This window comes from Marinobacter sp. DSM 26671, assembly GCF_900112835.1.
Classification (GTDB): domain Bacteria; phylum Pseudomonadota; class Gammaproteobacteria; order Pseudomonadales; family Oleiphilaceae; genus Marinobacter; species Marinobacter flavimaris.
In genome coordinates this window covers 468,872-487,026 of record NZ_FONF01000001.1, presented here as the reverse complement: position 1 = coordinate 487,026, position 18,155 = coordinate 468,872, and the positions used below count along the sequence as shown (strand labels likewise).

Below are 18,155 nucleotides of genomic sequence, written 5' to 3'. Positions count from 1 at the left end.
GGGATGTCCATGCGAACTGAATCGTCACATTGGTTTTTCAGTGCCCTCGCGGATAACCGCTGGATTTACTTCCAGGTAATTCTTGCTGCGGCCCTGACAAACCTGCTGGGGCTGTCAACATCCCTGTTTATCATGGTGGTGTACGACAGAGTCCTGCCCAACGAAGCGATCGAATCACTCGTTGCGCTGACAGCGGGTGTTGGGTTGGCACTGCTATTTGATTTTGTTGTGAAGATGCTGCGTTCTGCTTTCATCGAGCGGGCAGGGCAGTATGCTGATATCCGTCTGGGTGAGCGAATCTTCGATCATCTGCTGCAACTTCAGATGAGCGCACGCAAGGGCTCTTCCGGTGGGTTTGCCAACACTCTGAGGGAATTTGAAACACTCCGGGATTTCTTTGCTTCGGCGTCCCTGGCGGCCATTGTGGACCTGCCGTTCATACTTTTCTTTATCTGGGTTATTTACCTGATCGGAGGGCCCCTGTTTATCGTTCCATTGCTTGCCGTTCCGACAGTATTGCTGGTGGGGATGGCGGTTCAGCCCTTTTTGTTAAGGCTAAGCAACAACGCCTTTGAAGAAGGCCGCAACAAGCAGAGTGTCCTGGTGGAAGCGATCTCCGGTCTGGAGACCATCAAAACATCCGGCGCTGCCGATCTGGTCAGAGCTCGTTGGCAGGATACCCTCGAGCATCAGTCGGAATTCAGCCGAAAAGGGCGTGGCATCCAGCAGTTTGCCCTCAACTCCACGGCATTTACCCAGCAGCTGGCCCAGGTAAGCATCGTGGTGTACGGCGTGTTTCTGGTGGGTGACGGTATCGTGTCCATGGGCGCAATGATCGCCTGCGTCATCCTGACCGGGCGTGCTCTGGCCCCTCTGGCCCAGCTCGCCCAGACCATGACACGGGTTAATCAGGCCAGAACATCGTACCAAGCGATTGACCAGCTAATGAATCTGCCGTCGGAGCGGCCCGAAGGAAAACAGTTCTTCAGTCGGCCGCAGTTAAAGGGCAAGCTGGAACTCCGCGGTGTCAGCTTCCGTTATCCGGATCAGAGCGAAGCGGCCTTGTCTGACGTTAACCTGACCATAGAGCCCGGTGAGAAAGTGGCACTGCTCGGCAAGGTCGGGTCGGGTAAAAGTACGCTTGCGCGCCTGATGCTGGGGCTCTACCAGCCCGATTCAGGCGCTGTGCTGGTAGATGACACAGACATCCGTCAGATAGATCCGGTCGACCTCAGACATAACCTGCGCAGTGTCCTGCAGGAGTCCTGGCTGATCTCCGGAACGCTCCGGGAAAATATAGCTCTGGGCGACAAGAACATCAGTGACGAAGCCATCCTCAAAGCGGCTACTTTGTCCGGTGCTCACGAATTCATTGCCCGCCATCCCCATGGCTACGACCTGGTCGTCGGCGAGCGTGGTGAAGGACTGTCGGGCGGCCAGCGTCAACAGATATGTATTGCCCGGGCGCTCACGGGGTCGCCAACGGTTCTCATAATGGACGAGCCCACCAGCGCGATGGATGTTCAGTCCGAAAAAACAGTCATCAACAATTTGAAGAGTCTGGATCCGGGGATGACCCTGATTGTGGTGACCCATCGGCCCAGTATTCTCGAGTTGGTAGACCGCGTGGTTGTTCTGGATGGCGGCAAAGTGGCCACTGATGGTCCCCGGCAGCAGGTTATCAAGCCTGTGGTTACAGAAGCCGGCTCGCAACAGTTCAGGGCGCACGGTGATGTCTGAAGCCAACCGTAAAGCAAAACCAAGGCCGATTGCAGGCAGTCTGTTGCTTGCGGTCATTATCGCGTTCCTGGCCACTGCCTGGACCTGGGCATCGGTCACAGAACTTGATGAAGTAACCCGTGGCCAGGGCAAAGTGGTTCCTTCTCGCAGTCTTCAGGTTGTCGAAAGCCTCGAAGGTGGCGTTATTGAGAGTATCCAGGTGCAGCGGGGGCAAACCGTAAAACAGGGCGACGTGCTGATGGTTCTCAATGTGGCGCTACTTGAAGGCACCTTAAAAGAGAGCCGACAACGTTACTATGCCCTGATGGCTCGTTCACAGCGTCTGCGTACGGAAGTACTGGCGATAGATGAACCGGATATCGAGCTGGAGTTTCCTGCGGAGCTCGAACAACAGGCGCCGGGCTTGGGCGCCTCGGAACGGGAGCTTTACCGGGCCCGGCTGGCCGAACTGGAAAGCGATATTGAGGTACTGGATCGCCGTCTTAATCAGAAGCGACAGGAACTGGCGGAAAACCGGGTCAGTATTGAAACGGCGCGCAGAGCCGTCATCCTCACCCGCGACGAAATGTCGATTATGGAACCCCTCGTCCGGCAGGGGCTGGAGCCCAAGACAACACTGCTGCAGCTGCAAAGGACAGAACTGGAATTACAGGGCGAAGTTGAGCGGGCCGGCTATGCGGCTGAGCGGCTGACCTCGGCTATTCAGGAAGTTGAGTCAGAACGCCGGGCGGTCTACCGGAAATTCCGTGCTGAAGCCCTGTCGGATCTCAGCGAGGTCACTAGCAAAATGGCGGAACTGGAACAGACCTTGCCAGCCCGCGCTGATCAGGTCGCGAGAGCGATCATCCGCTCCCCGGTGGATGGCATGGTCAATACACTACATGTCAACACCCTTGGCAGTGTTGCTGGGCCGGGGGAGCCCCTGGCGGAAATCGTACCGCTGGACGATAAATTGCTGGTGGAAGCTTACATACGCCCCAAAGATATCGGTTTTTTATACCCGGGCCAGCCGGTTCGCATCAAGCTTACAGCCTACGACTTTGCCCGATACGGAGGCCTGGATGGGAAATTGACCATGATAGGTGCAGACGCCGTTGAGGTGCCGGACAGCGAGGAACTGATGTACCCCGTCCGGGTAGCCACCGGAGACAGCCTTAAAGATGCGGATGGCCGGCCGCTGGATATCATTCCCGGAATGGTGGCTGAGGTGGATATTCTCAGTGGAAAACGCACGGTAATGGCGTACCTGATGGAGCCGGTGGTGAAAGTCAGGGACAGAGCGCTTCGGGACTGACTTTCAGATTGAGTTAAGAGTTTCAAGCCATTTAAGTAGCAACCTAATTTAGGTTTTGGTTAGGTTTTGATCCAGGACAAAAATAACACAGTACTACTCTTTTTGAGTAGAGACGGTCTGTTCGACTAAAAGGAGATTGTCAAAATGCGCAAGCCAGGCCAGCCTGAGTCATCTGTTCTGCCAACCATTCTTCAGGGGGAATGCCGACCGGCCTTTTTCGGAGGCCAATACATTGCGGGTATATTGGTGGTTGATGGTGTAGAGCTATCTGATTTCCTGGAGCCGAACGATCGGTCTCCTTACCAGGTTACCCCGGTTACTTTTCCGAAGAATGATTCCGATCGGGCACGCTTCGTCAGAGAATGGCTTGTCAGGCATAAAGACGCCACCCGTGCCGGAGGCATTAGTCTGATGATATTGCCTCTGGCCGCCTGTTCTTCCTCGTCCTCGGTTTCTGTCGGTCCGGAGATTACCGATCAGGGCTATGTGATCGATGGGTACATTGAAGGGGCGTCGGTCTCCCGACTTAATGAAAGTGGCAATACCGTTTTAACCGATGAAACAGGCGCATTTAATGGATTAACGGGTAAAGGGGCGATAGTGGCCGAGGGCGGCATTGATCTGGCTACCGGTATGCCATTTTTGGGCCAGTTGCGTGCACCGGAAGGGGCCGGCGTTGTTACTCCCCTTACCACGCTGGTCGAAGCACTGGTTGCCGGGCAGGAAATGACGCTGGACAACGCCAACGCAAAAGTGTCACAAACGTTTGGTCTTGGCGAAGTTGAGTTGACAACTCTCGACCCTTTGGCGGCTGGTACAGAAAACCTTGAGGTATACCGAGCTGGTGTGCAAATAGCGAACATGCTGAATCAGGCCGGTACTGATGGTAGCTATTCACTGGCTGAGTCCCTTGCCGATACCCTTGCAACGGAATCTGACGTCTCCCTTGCTGACCTAGTGACCGATCCCGATTTCCTTGAATCAATGTTCACCGATCCGGACACCGGTAACGCCGAGCTGGGCTCTGCACTGGCCAGAGTACTCGCCGATCAGAACGTCAGAACACGGGAGGCCGATTCCTTCGAGTCAATAGCAGCACAACAGGTGACGCTCTCCGGAAGCGCCGGGGACATACAGGTTCTGGCGGAGTCCGGGCTGGGCTTTGCCTCCATTAAAGTGATCAAAATCGACCCCATATCAGACGCTGCTCTTGTCGAACTGGTTTTGAGTGCGACAGAGGGCCTGACACCCTCGGTGGTTCTCACTGAGGTCAGGCTACCCATTGAGCAACTGGAAGACCTGCCGTCACTTTCTGATGGCCAGAGAATTACCAGTCTTGTCATTGATGGCTCTGATGCGGATCCCGGGGTCGAATTGAATTTGTCCGGGCTGTCCAACGTGGACGAGGTCACCTACACCAACGGCGCCGGCAGCGACACCCTGACGCTCCCGAGTGACGAGGCCATCGCCTTCCGTCTGGCTGAAACCGACGAGAGTGGCGGTACCACCACCCTGATTCTGGCTGACCGATCACTGACCGCAGATGACAACCTGACTACTACTGCTGGAAAGGTCAATCTGGTGACCCGTGGCGAGGTGGATCTGAGCGCTGGGAACCTGTCCGGCATTGCCTCTGTTTCCGGTGATTCTAACGTGCCGACAGATCTGACGCTGACCCTTTCTCAGTTCAAGGCCCTGGAGGGCGGCATCCTTGGCCAGAGCGATCCGGATAAGGGGCGCCTGACCAGTGTCAAACTGGTCAACGACGGCGACCAGCCCCAGATGCTGGAAGGCACGGCAGGGCTGGACACGGTTGCCGAACTCCGGCTCGGCGAGGGGCTGGTTCTGAAGCTGAGCAATGAATCAGAACTGGAAGCCTTCAATGCGGTGAGCACTGCCGATGGCGGCCGTCTGCAGCTGAGCGTGGAGGTAGCCTCGGCGCTGGCTGAACAACAGAGTGACGACTATGCATCGCTGGACCGAACCCTCTTCGGGGCAGCCGGTGAATATGACGGGCTGCAGAACCCCGCTGCCGTGCTGGCAGGCGCGGCCAGACTGGAACTGACAGACGAAGTCAGTATCGAGCAACTTCAGACCATCGTGTCTGCCTTCAATGGCGAACTTTCTGCCATAGATTATCGCCTGTCGGATTCCCTGGTGAATCTGACAGATCCGGCCAATTCGGCGCTAGTCGATGGTGTGAATGAGGAAGGGTATCGGGTTACGGACGAACCAGCGGAGCTGGGCAGCCTGAATGCCAATCAGGCCCTGGTTCTGCTGGAGGCTGCGAACTTCAGCGAAACCGCGTTTGGTGAGGTGGTGGTTGCCGATACCGCCGCCGCACTGCAAGACGTGTTTCAGGCCAGCGAAGCGATCGCGTTTCCGGCAGGTTACCGGATCACGGATACGGTTACGTCCGGTGAATCGGTTGCAGATCTGTTGGCCTCGGCTGGAGGCTCGGCAATGACCTTAGATGAGGTGGAGCTGAGCGCCGATGAGGTGGCGGATCTGCCTGCATTGTCAGAGGGCCAACAGATCACGAGTCTGACCATCAATGGCTCGGGAGAGGGCGCCGGTGTCGACCTGGATCTGTCCGGGCTGACCAATGTGGGCGAGGTTACCTATACCAACGGCTCCGGCAGCGACACCCTGACGCTTCCAAGTGACGAGGCCATAAACTTCCGTCTGGCTGAAACCGACGAGAGTGGCGGTACCACCACCCTGATTCTGGCTGACCGATCACTCACAGCAAATGACAACCTGGCCGCCACCGTGGGCACGGTCAATCTGGTGACCCGGGGCGAGGTGGATCTGAGCGCCGGGAACCTGTCCGGCATTGCCTCTGTTTCCGGCGATTCCGAGGTTTCAACCGACCTGACCCTGAGCGTCGATCAGTTCAACGCTCTCGACGAGGGCATCCTTGGCCAGAGCGATCCGGATCAGGGGCGCCTGACCCGTGTGACGCTGATCAACGACGGCGACCAGCCTCAGATACTGGAGGGCACAGCAGGACTGAATAGTATTGCCGACATCACATTGGGCGCCGGAGTGACCCTTAACCTTGCTAATTCGGCCGACGCCGCTGCGTTTGACACGGTGGTTACTCGGGAGAATTCATACCTGAAGCTGAGTCTGGCTTCAGCCGAAGCAGTGTTGGCAAAGCAGGACGACTACCAGGGGCTCAACCGAATCATTGTAGATACGACGGAACGATTTACATCGACGGACAACCTCGATGTGCTGATTGGGAGCGCAGAGCAGCTCGAAGTGGTTGACCAGGCAAGCCTTGAGCAGATTCAGACCATCGTGTCCGCCTTCGACGGCGAACTTTCTGTCATAGATTATCGACTGTCGGATTCCCTGGAAAATCTGACGGATCCGGCCAACTCGGCGCTGGTCGATGGTGTGAATGAGGAAGGGTATCGGGTTACGGACGAACCGGCAGAGCTGGGCAGTCTGAATGCCAATCAGGCACTGGCTCTGCTGGGGGCTGCGAACTTTAGCGAAACGGTGTTTGGTGAGGTGGCGGTTGCCGATACCGCCGCCGCACTGCAAGACGTGTTTCAGGCCAGCGAAGCGATCGCGTTTCCGGCGAGTTACCGGATTATGGATACTGTTACGTCCGGTGAATCGGTTGCGGATTTGCTGGCCTCGGCTGGAGGCTCGGCAATGACCTTTGATGAGGTGGAGCTGGGCGCCGATCAGGTGGCGAATCTGCCCGCATTGTCAGAGGGCCAACAGATCACGAGTCTGACGATCAATGGCTCCGGAGAGAATGCCGGTGTTGACCTGGATCTGTCCGGGCTGTCCAACGTAGACGAGGTCACCTACACCAACGGCTCCGGCAGCGACATCCTGACGCTTCCGAGTGACGAGGCCATCGCCTTCCGTCTGGCTGAAACCGACGAGAGTGGCGGTACCACTACTCTGATTCTGGCTGACCGATCACTGACCGCAGATGACAACCTGGCCGCCACCGTGGGCACGGTCAATCTGGTGACCCGGGGCGAGGTGGATCTGAGCGCTGGGAACCTGTCCGGCATTGCCTCTGTTTCCGGCGATTCTAACGTGCCGACAGATCTGACGCTGACCCTTGCTCAGTTCAAGGCCCTGGAGGACGGCATCCTTGGCCAAAGCGATCCGGATCAGGGACGCCTGACCAGTGTGACGCTGATCAACGATGGCGACCAGCCCCAGACGCTGGAAGGCACGGCAGGACTGGACACGGTTGCCGAACTCCGGCTCGGCGAGGGGCTGGTTCTGAAGCTGGGCAATCCAGCGGAGCTTGAGGCTTTTGATGCGGTGAGCACTGCCGACGGCGGCCGTCTGGAGCTGAGCCTGGAGGTAGCCTCGGCGCTGGCTGAACAACAGGCTGATGATTACACCTCGCTGGACCGAACCCTCATCGGGACAGCCGGAGAGTATGCCGGGCTGCAGAATCCCGGCGCCGTGCTGGCAGGCGCCGCCAGACTGGAACTGTCAGACGAAGCCAGTATCGAGCAGCTTCGCACGATTATGGAGAGCTTTGATGGAGGCCTTGCCGACATTGACTATCGACTTAAAGACAGTTTGGCAAATCTGTCCGATCCAGAAAACGACGAACTCATTGCCAATGTGAATGAGCAGGGCTACGAGCTGACAAATGCCTCCGGAGATCTTGGCGAACTTACCTCCGCCGAGGCAAGAGTGCTAAACGGCGCCTCCAACTTTTCCAGCAATGATGAAGCCTTATACACCTTCGATCTTTTTGACTCTCCAGAAGAGCTGGCAGCGGAAGGAAATGAAACCATTCTGGAGCAGGCTGAGGTTATCAGAATCGATGGTGACGCATCACTGGCCGAGCTCAACGATATCCTGGACGCAGGCGGTGGCACTCGATACCACAGCACCCGACCCGCTGACCGTCGCCCTGTCTGAAGATACGGGCACTGCAAATGATGACCGGGTGACCACTAACGGTGAGGTAACGATCTCCGGGCTTGAGGAGGGCGCCAGCTGGGAATACTCCGTTGATGGCGGTCTTAACTGGCTGAACCCAGAGCCCGGCAGTGTCAGCTTTACTGTGGAACCGGGGCAATACGGAACCGGAACGGTTCTGGCCCGGCAAATTGATGTGGCCGGTAATACCGGCGATCCGGGCGCGTTGGGGGCCTTCGAGGTTGATCAGGTTGCGCCCGACGCGCCGGCTCTTGCTCTGGCCAGCGACACGGGTACGAGCGCAACGGACGGCCTCACCAGTGATTCAACCCTGTCGATCACCGCTGAAGCAGGCTCAACGGTCGAAGTGTTCAATGGCGAAACCTCCCTCGGGCTGGCACAGGAAGATCCCGACAATGCCGGTACCTTTACCTTCGAGCCGACCGGGCTTGCGGATGGCAGCTACACCCTAACTGCAACTGTCACAGACGCGGCTGGCAACACCAGTGCCGTATCCCCGGGTATTGCGGTGACATTGGACACCGCTGCATCCACCCCGACAGTATCGCTCGCTAACGATACCGGTGTAAGTGGCAGCGATGGTGTCACCAGTGATGGCGCCCTGGCTGTGTCTGGTCTGGAGGCTGGAGCCACCTGGGAGTACTCGGTTGATGGTGGCGAGAATTGGGTTGAAGGTAATGGAACCGGCTTCTCCCTGGATGAGGGCGACTATGCCGATGGTGACGTTCAGGTCCGCCAGATCGACGCTGCCGGCAATGTAAGCACCGCTGGCAGTTTGGGCACTGTTACCGTCGATCAGACGCTGCCGGAGGTTGTTATCGACGCGACGGCGCTGAACAACCTGGAGCTCGGACAGACGGAGTCGGTCACCTTCAGCTTTTCTGAGGCGCCGTATCAGTTCACCGCAACAGATATAACGCTGCCGGAGAGTCTGGCCCTTTCCAGTCTGTCCGTGGTGGCGGGTACCAATGGTCAAACGTATCGGGCAGACGTGTCTGTCATCCGTAATACCGGTATTACAGATGGTGTGGTCAGTGTCGGAACCGGAATCAGTGACCTGGCCGGCAACTCGCCGTTGGCGGCCTTCAGTTCTCAGCCCCTCTCTGTTGTGCAGGCGGACCCGCTCATTGTGGGTGGCGTTGATGCTCAGTTTGAAACAGTGGAGCAGGCGCTGGCTGTCAGTGCCGGCAACGAGACCCTCTTGCTTCAGGATTCATCGTTTAACCTGACGACCCTGACCAATGACCAGGAAGCAGTATTTCGCAATCTGTCTGATGTAGAGATGAATTCAGGCAGCCGACTGACTCTCCCTGCGGATCTGGCCACGGCCACAACCATTACCGCTGCCGACACCGCCTCGGTGGTCATTACCGGCCTCGACGATCAGGATTATGATTTCTCCGCGATTACCGTCGCAGACGGTAAAGTGGCCACTACCGTCAACCAGGACGTCTCGCTCAATACCAATACCGACCTTGGCAGCCTGCTGATCGGTGTCAACCAGGGCGCAACGCTCACACTGACGGCAGCCCAGGCAGACGCGCGAATCATCAGCGGTGAGGGTGGAGTTCAGATTGCAGCCCTTGAAGCCACGCCCGACGCAGATTTGTCTGCCATCACTGCCACCGGCAATGTTGAAGCCAATTTCAATGCCGGAACAGGCACCGATGTGACCTTTACCGGGCAATTGGGCGGTGCCGAGGTCAGTGTCAACAGTGGCAATCTGAGCCTGGAGGCCGGTGCCAGCACCGACGCCGCCGGTTTCGCAGTGGCAGAGGGTGCGAGCCTCACAGGCAGTGCCGCTCAACTGGACGGTCTAACTATCACCGGCAGTGGCGGGGTATCGGTTACCGACCTTGCAGAAAACACAGACTTGTCTGGCTTTGCCGATGCACTTGATGTTACCGCAAGCGTTAATCAGTCCCTGGATCTCAGATCCAATCCTGACCTGAATGCCGTGGATGCCTATCAGGTTGCAGCTGGTGCAACCCTGAACCTCACGGCCGCCCAGGCCAACGGTCTGACGATCTCTGGCGATGGTAATCTGATCATCTCCAATCTTTCTGAAACACCAGACGCTGACCTCAGCGGCATCACCGCAAACACCGAAGTGCAGGTTACCTCCAGCGTCGAGTTTACCGGCAACGCCGGCGATCCTGCTTCGGTGGGCTTTACAGTGGAAGAGGGCCGAACCCTGGCTCTGGATTCGGGCGCGGTGGATGGCCGTACCATCGAAGGCAGCGGCACCCTGGCTGTAACCGGAACGGTTGCCGCTGATGGCAATGGCTCTGCTGCGCTGGATGTCAGCAACCTGACCGTAAACGGCGTTGACCTCACCGGCGCAACGCTGGATCCGGACATCTCCGACCTGACGCTGGCCAGTTCCTCCGTCTTCACGCTTTTGCCTGAACAGGCGGAGCAACTGACGCTGACAGGAAACGAGGGGACCAACTCGCTCACCATTGACGTCAGTGGCCTCTTTGCAGGCGGCGGAACGAGTGCCGACCTGGCAGTGAATGTCTCCACCCTGGGCGGAGACGACACTCTGCGCTTCAATTTCGGGCCCGGAGAAGATAATCGTCAGCTGAACCTTACCGGTACTATCAACCTGGGCGAAGGCACCAACGTGCTCGAAGTCAGCAACGGTGTCGTCAGCATAGCCGGCTTGACCGAGTACTCCGGGGTTACCATCGTGCAGATCAACTCCACGCTGGTCCTCTCTGCCGATCAGTTCTCGGATCAGCTTGCTGATCTTGAAAATAATCCGGACTCCGCCCTCCGAGGTGCTGGTTCAATTGAAGTGACTGGTACTCTGACTGACGGAAAACCGGCAATCGATCTGAACCTGTTGGGTAACTTCGAGCCCGGTGGTGCAACGCCGCCCATCGTGGCATTCCCTGATGGGTTCGTTGAAGGCACTGACTTCATCCTGCCGACCAACACCGAATCTCTCCTGACGGTTACTGTGGGTGGCGTTGAGGACGACATATTTAACGGCGACTATACGCCGGTAGAAGTCACTGTCTTTACAGCGAGTCAGTTCGCTGATGCTCTCGGCATTGAAACCGTCGAGACGATCAAGCTCGCTAACTCCATAACTCTCAATCAATCACTCGACACAAGCGACAGCAACGTAACCTTCGACTTTACCGCCGGGGCGTTGAACCTGGAACCCGGTGCGGAGCTGACACTCTCAGCCGCCCAGGCGGACGGCGCAAGGGTCTCGGGCGAAGGCTCTCTGACCATTTCCGGTGCCACCGGTGATTTCAGCGCCGATCTCTCAAGAGTCTCCGCAGATACCGTTAATATCGTAGTGGCCGGGGGGGAAACTCTCGATGTCACCGGCACCACCAACCTGGCAAATGCCAGTGTGACCGTACCAGCTGGTGCCACTCTGGTTGTCAATGCCAGCCAGGCGTCCGGCCTGAACCTTTCCGGCGACGGCAGGGTCACCATCTTGCTCGATTCCCTGTCTGCCAATCTGACCGGTGTCGGAGCCAACACCGGCCTGAATGTCACGACCGTGTTGGACAGCAACACGCCGCAAGGCGAATTTACCGGCAGGTTCGGTGACAGCGCCGTCGAAATCGGAGCCGGACAGACTCTGACAACGTCGGCGGTGAATATCGACGGCCGTGCGGTCTCCGGTGAAGGCAATATCACGCTGGTCAATCCGGGTTCTTTGTCAGACCGGCAGCTGGACCTGTCCGGTGTTGAAAACACCGGTGACCAGATCCTGGAAGTAACTAACTCGGTGCCGGTACTCGGTGGCGATCTGGGTACCTTCAGTGTCAGCGTCAGTGCCAATGCCACCTTCTCGTCCACTGCCGCGCTGCTTGACGGTGTATCGGTTACCGGAGAGGGCAATGTGCGCATCGGTGGGCTGGATGCCGCCAGCGTGGGTGCCGATTTTGGTGCCCTGGCGGTTACCGGCGATGTTGAGATTGATGTGGCCGAATCCATTACCCGGACGTTGCCATTGCCGGATGGCGCGTTGGTCACGGTGCCGGCCGGTGCAACCCTCACACTCTCGCCGGATGTACTTGCGGATCTGGTTATCTTCGGAAACGGCAACCTGGCTCTGACAGTCGATCAGGATGATGCCGCTGTCGATCTGTCTCTGGTGCTTGTGGAAGGCGATACCAACGTCAGCATTGCCGAAGGCGTTACCGTGGATCTTTCCGTCGCCACCCTGGCCGAAGCTGCTATTGAACTGGCGGCAGGCGCAAATGCCACTCTCAGTGCTGCGCAGCTGGACGGCCGTTCTGTCACCGGTGACGGCAGCCTGGAAATCATCGGGCTGGATGAAGCACCGGATGCAGATCTCAGTGGTATCGCGGATACCATTACCCGCGTACAGGATATTCCGTCCATTACGGTCAACGACCTGACAGACGATAATGTCGTCAATACCGGGGAAGCGCAGGCCGGCGTTGAAGTAACCGGTACGGTGACCAATGCCGAAGCGTCACCGCTGGAAGGCCTTGAGGTTACAGTGACACTCGGTGAGACCGAGTTCACCGCCACCACCGATGCCCAGGGCCAGTGGTCCGTTACCTTGCCCCAGAACCGTCTGACCGACCAGGGTAACGGTGAAACCTCGCTTACGGCCTCTGTTACCAATGCCTCTGGCAACTCAGGCATCGTTGAGCAGACGTTCACCATCGACCTGGCTCCGCCTCCGGCACCCACCCTGGCGCTTGCGGAAGACACCGGTGCTGAAAACAGCGATGGCATTACCAGTAACGGAACCGTCACGGTTGGCAACCTGCAGACCGGCGCCAGCTGGGAGTACTCCGTCGATGGTGGCGAAAACTGGATCACCGGAGAGGGCAACAGCTTTGACCTCGAAGAAGGCAGCTACCCGCAAGGCACTGTGCTGGCCCGGCAGACCAGCGAAACCGGTAATACCAGTGTGGCCGGCAATCTTGGCACTGTTTCTGTAGACAGCACCTCACCGGCGGCACCAACGCTCGCGCTGGCCGTGGACAGCGGCGTTGAGGGTGACGGTATCAGTAACGATGACACACTCACCATAAACGCCGAGCCAGGCAGTGTGGTCACCGTGTTCAACGGTACCGAGAACCTGGGAACCGCCACAGAACAGGCACCCGGTGTTTACAGCTTCAGCCCCGGTCTTGAGGACGGTACCTACAACCTGACAGCCACCGCCACCGACGTTGCGGGCAATACCAGCGTCGCCGGCAGTATCAGCTTTACCCTGGCCACCAGTGCACCCCCCGCGCCTACCGTGGCCCTGGTCGCGGACAGTGGTGTCGGCGGTGATAACATTACCAACAATCCTGAGCTGCGCATCAGTACCCGCGAGAACAGTGTGGTTGAAGTGTTCAACGGAGACGAGTTGCTGGGCGAAGCGACACCGGTTGAAGGCTCCCCCGGTTTCTACCAGTTCACTCCGGAACTGGCTGATGGCAGCTATACCTTGTCCGTCATCACTACCGACAGCCGGGGCAACGCCAGCCCGGCCGAGCAGATCTCAGTGCAGCTGGACACCCAGGCGCCCGACGCACCGACCCTGGAACTGGTAAACGATACCAGTGTGCCTGGTGACAACATTACAAGTGATCTGACCCTGGCAATCAGCGCCGAGGCCGGGAGCACCGTGGAGGTATTCAACGGTACCACCAGCCTTGGCTTCGCCACTGCCGAGGGCGGCGGCTTCGTCTTTACACCGGACAACCTCCCGGATGGTGATTACACCCTCACAGCCCGCGCCACTGATGCAGCTGGCAACACCAGTGCTGCCTCAGCGCCGCTCGAAGCGACCCTGCAGCCGGATGTGGACACGGTCACCAACGAAGACCTGGGTGTGAGCTACAGCAGCCTGACCGAAGCAGTAGCTGCCGCCAGTGAGGGGCATACGCTGACCCTCGCCTCGGGCACCTACACCGAGAACGTGGTAATCGACAAGTCCCTCACCATCAATGGCGCCAATGCCGGCGAAGCCCTGGTGGATGCCGAAGGCAACCCGCTCCCGGATCTTACCGACGGGGTGCGAACCAACGACGAATCCTGGATCAATGGCAAGCTTACGATTGCTGCAGCGAATGTGGTGATCGACGGGGTGCGCCTGCACAATCCGGATGGCCCCCTGGACTGGGATGAATCGTTGCTTACCCAGGGTGGAGGCGGCCTGGACGGCTTCCAGTTACTGAACAGCTACCTGACGGGATACACCGGTAGTAGCGCACCGCGCTTCAATGGCGATGGCGATTACGTGGGTCAACCCGTAGCCAGCAACTGGGTCATCGAGAACAACCTGATCGGCGGCATGATCGACGGTGCCGGAGGGGCACTGTACCTCAGCGGCCTCGCGGACAGCTCGATTTCCGATAACGTGTTCTGGCGCCCGGCGGCCGGCCACCTGTACGTGTCTTCGCTGCAGAACACTGCGGTTGAAGATAACCAGTTCTTCCACGGTGTGCACGCCGGCGGGGCGGATTTTGATGGCCTCGCGGATGCACTCCTCGAGGCCAATGGCTTCGGCTACGGCGACGCCAATACCGACGGCCCGGATGGCTATGGTGCAGACGGCTACGGCGGCACCTACTTTGGCAGAAACTTCTGGATTGAGGTGAAAGGCACCAACAGCGATGTCTCCATCACCGGAAACACCGGCCAGTACAACAGCGGTGGTATCCAGCTCTACGGCGAAGGAAACCAAGCCTACAGTTTTGCCGACTTCACCATCAGCAATAACGTGTTTGAAGACTTTATCAATGCCGATCCGACGGGCGTTCTGGACGGTACCGGCCGTTCGGTGTCCGGCTTCAATGGCGCGATCAACGTCTCGGTGCTGAACGACAGTCAGGTCACCAACCTCGTCGTGACCAACAACACGATTACGGCTGCGGCAGACCAGGTTTACTCGGCTCGGGACTTCTTCAGTCTTATCAACATTCAGGGCAAGGTGACCGATCTGACGGTCACTGGTAACACCACTACTTGGGCAGAATCCTCGCAGGCCGTTATTGAGGCTCTCACAGCCCTCAATCTCTCACTTTCTGATTACCAGGTAGTTGGAGAGCAAGGGCAGCTGCAGGGTATCGCACTGACCGGTGGCATTAGCGGTGAAGCGGTTATTACCGGTAACACCCTGGAGACCGGTATAACCGCTACAACCCCGGATGATGGTTTCGTTGGTATCGTGATCCGTAACGACGTTGGAAGTGTGGTAGAGGGTTTCGGTTTCTACACGGCGCTGACGACGGTTAATGACAGCAACACCTTCCGGCTGGACAATCCGGTCGGTGTTCCGCTGGGGTTGATTGGATTTACTGAGTCCCAACTGGAAACGCTGTTCGATATCGGCTTGTTGAACGAGACTGACATCTTCGCACCCCCCGCCGATGCGCCACTCGAACCCGACTTCCAGACCGTGGTTGCTCAAGCCCTGCAACTGCAACCGGGTCAGGATTTTGAACTGGTAGACCGCTATGCGGTTCAGGAGCTGCCCGCAGGCGGATGGCTGGTACGCGCGGATGTGCTGGAAACGCAAGACTTCCCGATAGGGTATGAGCACTGGTTGCTGCTGGACCAGCAAGGCGGTGTGCTGGCGGATCAGGCGTTCAATACAGGTGAGGGCGTCTTCATGCGCTCCCTTGGGTCGGCGGATAGCAACGCCGTGTACGTTCAGCAAATCACCGTAACCGGCGACCCCGGCGCAGACCCGCTGAACGTCACTCAGGATCAGCCTCCCACGATCCACCGTGTCGACATCACCAACGTTGCGGCTCTGGCAAACCTGCTGGCCAACTCCGGTGGTGAGTCGCTCACCAGCGCGGATAATCTGATAGAGAGCTGGACCATCTCCGACATTACCGGTGGCCAACTCGATACTCTGGAAACCAATCAGGTCCTGATTGGCGAAGGCTACCTGCCGGGTGTGGAAGGTAAAAACACCGCCGTGTTCGCGCTGGAGGATCTGGCGCAGGATCAGGTGATATCGTCCTGGTTCGTTTCCGAGGATGTCACCACCGGTGCTTTGACCAATGCCAGCATTGACGGCGAGCTAACGGACTTGCTGTATCTGGCTCAGCAGGACCCGCAGGGAATTTATGCGCTTGTTACGCCAAATACGCCGGATCCCTCAGGGGCGGCTCGCTTCGATATTGCCAGTGGAAACCTGACTGAGATCCCGGATTCGTTGTTCCAGGCGCTCTCGGATGGCGCACCTCTGGAAGGAGATAATCTGGCCAACTTCGAATTGGCGAACGGAGGCTCCGACACAATTGCATTCTCGGCGACCGTGTCGAATGGTCAGGGCGCTGAATTGCTCAATTTCAGCTTCGACGAACTCGCCCAGGGAGGTGACATCGTTGATCTGACAGGTTTGCCGACAGACTTCGCCTCTGGTGTGCAAATTGTTGATGCCTTCGCTGATGACGATACCCTCAGCCAGGACATCGGCCTGCTGGTATTCACTACGCAGCCGGACGAAGCAACAACCCTGGCGGTTGAGGGAGCCCTTCAGCAGGGGCAGACACTGTTTGTGCTGGCAGATCCTTCGGGGCTGGACGATCCGGACCTTGCGGATGTGGGTGTTGGCCTGTTCCGTGTCGAAGACCAGGGGCAGACCTCGGATCTGATTGCCAACTTCAGCGATCTGTCCGCGGCCGACCTCGCGGGCGTCAGCGGTTCCAACTTCCTGGACTTCGAAGACCCTCAACAGGTAACGGGATAATGGCGACGGTGTTCAAATCCCGGGGCAGCCGGACGGCTGCCCTGTGTCTGGCGCTGGCTTTGCCAGCGTCCGCGGTGCAGGCCCAGGGCGCCATGTCGGAACAGGAGTTTCTGGATTACCTGCGAAGCCTGAGTGAGCCGATCTCATCCGGTAGCGCATCGTTCAGCGAGCTACCGGGTTCGGTTCAGTCCCTGGGCATGCTGTCGGCACCACCGCCCAGTGTTTCAACATTTGGCATAAACAGTGGCTTTGGTCTGCCGGGCGGCTCGGCTTTTGTTGCCGGAGCGTTGACAGACACCCGTGATCGGGCTGGTTCCGATGCCGACGGCTCCGGAGCCCTTGGCTTTGGGTTCGGCGACGCTCGTGACAGCATTGGGGCAGATATCAGTATTGGCATTATCAGCGTCGACCCCCGGGATTTCGGTGAAGATGGCAATGTGAATGCCCGTATCTTCAGGCATCTGCCCGGAATTACGGCCGGTGGCGTGAGCGGTGTTGCGGTGGGGGTGTCAAACGGCTTGCGCTGGGGCGATGCCAAAGACATCAACCGCAACTACTTCATCAGCGGCTCCACCATCGTCAACCTGCGCCCGGATAGCGGGTATACCCCGCTCATGCTCACCGCCGGTTATGGCACCGCAATCAAAAACATTGAAAGGGATCCGGCAGCGTTCGCTGGCGTAGGCGTGGGTTTAACCTCCCGTTTTTCAGCAAGTGTGTCCTGGGGCGGGGATGAGTGGATGGCGGGTGTGGGTATTCGCCCGTTCCTGAGCCACAGCGCCCAGATTACCCTGGGCGTGGGCGATGCCACCAACCGCCTTGATGGTCGCCGGTGGATCATTACCGGCTCCTGGTTTCTGGAGGATCTGTTTTGAGCGTGTTTCAGAAGAGTGCTTTGATGGGTGCGGTGCTGGGTGTGGTTATTGCGGGTAAGGCCCTGGCCGGGCAGGTGTCCGTCATACCGCCAACGGCTATTATCACGCCACCCCCGCCGGCGCCGACACCGGCTCCCACGCCTGCGCCCGCGCCAACTCCCTCACCTGCGCCACCCGTGGCAGCACCAACCCCGGTACCGACGCCTATGCCGCCGGTCGCAACACCCACACCAGTGGCGCCTCCGGTAGTGCCCGGCACTCCGCCTGCTGGTATGCCGGCGCCCGGGGCGCCTCAGCCTCCTGTGGCAGCAACAACGATTCCGTTAACCGTTACACCTGCTCCGCCTCCCGTACCAGCGGCCATGGCCGCCCGTGTGCCCCAGGTTATAGGCAGTTTTCCGGTCAGTGCCATGAGCACCTCGGGCCTCGTCCAGGCTGCAGAGCTTACGCAGCAGGCCATCGAGAACCCGTCACTCGGGCCGGAGCAGGTTGAAGCCTTGACCAACCTCAAGAACGGCATCAGCGGTGAGCTGGACCTCCGGAAGTAAAAAATAGGCATGCGTGGAAACAAAAAGTAACACTATGCGCCGGAAAAGTACTTGTT

Annotated in this window: 6 protein-coding genes; all 6 read left to right on the top strand. The window is 58.4% G+C overall.

From position 1 onward, the window contains the following. Positions 1-9: 9 nt before the first annotated feature. The 6 genes from BM035_RS01900 to BM035_RS22255 all read left to right on the top strand — a co-directional run bounded on the left by BM035_RS01900 (position 10) and on the right by BM035_RS22255 (position 18,099). A complete protein-coding gene (locus BM035_RS01900) occupies positions 10-1,740 on the top strand; it encodes a type I secretion system permease/ATPase (RefSeq protein ID WP_217646297.1) in 1,731 nt (576 codons plus the stop codon). Then, complete coding sequence (locus BM035_RS01895; protein WP_092030045.1) at positions 1,733-3,034, top strand: HlyD family type I secretion periplasmic adaptor subunit; 1,302 nt, start codon at positions 1,733-1,735, stop codon at positions 3,032-3,034. Before BM035_RS01900 ends, BM035_RS01895 begins: the two co-directional genes overlap by 8 nt. Before the next feature lie 144 nt (positions 3,035-3,178). Next, positions 3,179-7,951: a hypothetical protein gene (locus BM035_RS22585; protein ID WP_175497323.1), complete on the top strand. Its 4,773-nt coding sequence runs from the start codon at positions 3,179-3,181 to the stop codon at positions 7,949-7,951. Further along, a complete protein-coding gene (locus tag BM035_RS01890) occupies positions 7,902-16,676 on the top strand; it encodes a beta strand repeat-containing protein (RefSeq protein WP_175497322.1) in 8,775 nt (2,924 codons plus the stop codon). The genes BM035_RS22585 and BM035_RS01890 overlap by 50 nt, the downstream gene beginning before the upstream one ends. After that, complete coding sequence (locus BM035_RS01885) at positions 16,676-17,551, top strand: hypothetical protein (protein ID WP_092030042.1); 876 nt, start codon at positions 16,676-16,678, stop codon at positions 17,549-17,551. Before BM035_RS01890 ends, BM035_RS01885 begins: the two co-directional genes overlap by 1 nt. Further along, the gene (locus BM035_RS22255; RefSeq protein ID WP_139216008.1) at positions 17,548-18,099 is read left to right on the top strand and encodes a hypothetical protein; all 552 of its coding nucleotides are present in this window, start codon (positions 17,548-17,550) and stop codon (positions 18,097-18,099) included. Before BM035_RS01885 ends, BM035_RS22255 begins: the two co-directional genes overlap by 4 nt. Positions 18,100-18,155: the final 56 nt, after the last annotated feature.

What these genes read in the sequence shown, in the direction of transcription:
- BM035_RS01895 (WP_092030045.1), top strand. Translation starts at nt 1,733, where the DNA reads ATGTCTGAAGCCAACCGTAAAGCAAAACCAAGGCCGATTGCAGGCAGT.
- BM035_RS01885 (WP_092030042.1), top strand. Translation starts at nt 16,676, where the DNA reads ATGGCGACGGTGTTCAAATCCCGGGGCAGCCGGACGGCTGCCCTGTGT.
- BM035_RS22585 (WP_175497323.1), top strand. Translation starts at nt 3,179, where the DNA reads ATGCGCAAGCCAGGCCAGCCTGAGTCATCTGTTCTGCCAACCATTCTT.
- BM035_RS01900 (WP_217646297.1), top strand. Translation starts at nt 10, where the DNA reads ATGCGAACTGAATCGTCACATTGGTTTTTCAGTGCCCTCGCGGATAAC.